The 1,551-nt window shown below is 38.6% G+C and carries 3 protein-coding genes; all 3 read left to right on the top strand.

All coding sequences use genetic code 11. The features are described from left to right. The first annotated feature begins 36 nt into the window (after window positions 1–36). Window positions 37–594 (top strand): biotin transporter BioY, encoded by a 558-nt coding sequence (locus ACI3VO_RS02700; protein WP_439756438.1) that lies wholly within the window; start codon window positions 37–39, stop codon window positions 592–594. Continuing rightward, window positions 595–1,281 (top strand): dethiobiotin synthase, encoded by a 687-nt coding sequence (bioD, locus tag ACI3VO_RS02695; RefSeq protein WP_439756437.1) that lies wholly within the window; start codon window positions 595–597, stop codon window positions 1,279–1,281. It abuts the gene before it with no gap. A gap of 20 nt (window positions 1,282–1,301) precedes the next feature. Then, on the top strand, window positions 1,302–1,551 hold a 250-nt coding region (locus ACI3VO_RS02690), incomplete at its 3' end, for an aminotransferase class III-fold pyridoxal phosphate-dependent enzyme (RefSeq protein ID WP_439756436.1).

Here is a 1,551-nt window from a genome sequence, read left to right as displayed (position 1 = left end):
GATATAGAACGAAGATAGAGAGGAATTTTATACAGTATGAAGAAAAACACTACAAGAAATATGATTTTTTGCGCCCTATTTACTGCTTTGATAGTGGTGGGGACTTTTATAAAAATTCCGATACCAGTTGTGCCGTTTACTCTGCAATTTCTGTTTACGATGCTTGCTGGCTTACTGTTAGGTGGAAAATTGGGGGCGATAAGTGTGGCATGCTATACTGTGCTAGGGCTGATTGGAGTGCCGGTGTTTGCTGAAGGTGGAGGAATTTGGTATATATTTAAACCGAGCTTTGGATATATTATAGGCTTTATAGTTGCGAGCTATGTTACAGGAAAAATGGTCGAATCTAGAGATGAGCCTACTTTGGTGTGGATTTTGATCTCGAACTTTGTAGGGCTAGCTATAGTTTATGGAATGGGAATGGTTTACTACTATATTATAGGAAATTATGTAATCAATGCTCCTATTGGTATATGGCCGTTGTTTTTGTATTGCTTTTTGCTTGCTGTTCCGGGAGATATCTGCCTTTGTTTTGTGGCGGCAGTTTTAGCGAAACGAATTAAGCCATTGTTGAAGAGAAGTGAGGTGGCATAGATGAGTAAGAAAATATTTATAACAGGAACAGGTACAGATGTTGGAAAGACTTATATTACAGGGCTGATTTTGAAAAAATTAAACGAAAATGGTCTAAATCCAGCTTATTATAAGGCAGCTATGAGCGGAAATGAAAAAGATTTAGAGGGAAGACTTATCCCTGGAGACGCTGTTAGTGTCAAGGAAATATCTAAAATTGAACAACCGCTTGACGAAATGTGCCCTTATATTTACGAAAATGCAGTTTCTCCTCATCTAGCGTCTAGGATTGAGGGTAACCATGTAAAGCTCGATGTGGTTGAAAAAGGTTTTAATCAAGTGTGTGAAAAATACGACTACATAACTATGGAGGGCAGCGGCGGTATAGTATGCCCGATATGCTTTGATCAGGAGAAAATTCAGCTTGAGGATATAGTTAAAAAATTAAATCTTGCTTGCTTGATTGTGGCAGATGCAGGACTTGGCACAATTAACGATGTTGTTTTGACTGTAGAGTATATGCGTGCGAGAAATATAGATATAAAAGGTATTATATTCAACCATTTTCACAAGGGAAATGTGATGGAGGAGGACAACCTTCGTATGTGCGAGTATATGACTGGAATCGAGGTTGTCGCTTGTGTTGAGGATGATAGCGAGGATTTAGACATTGACGTTGAACGTTTGATTTCGATGTATGAGGATTAGAATTTAAGGAGGACTTAGTTATGATATGGTATCCCTATCAACAGATGAAAAAGATGAAGGATCCCTACAAAATTATAGATGCAGAGGGAGTTTATATTTATACAGAAGACAAAAAGCTTATAGATTCTGTGTCTTCGTGGTGGAGTGTGATACACGGCTACAAGCATCCTGTGTTAAACGAGGCGATTAAAGGACAGGTCGATAAATTTGTCCATGTAATGCTCGGCGGACTTACACATGATCCTGTGCAAAAATTGTCAGACAAGCTAG

Source organism: Intestinibacter sp., from assembly GCF_051866655.1.
Taxonomy (GTDB): domain Bacteria; phylum Bacillota; class Clostridia; order Peptostreptococcales; family Peptostreptococcaceae; genus Intestinibacter.
Note: the sequence above shows the minus strand (reverse complement) of the source record. Positions and strands in the feature narration are given on the sequence as shown.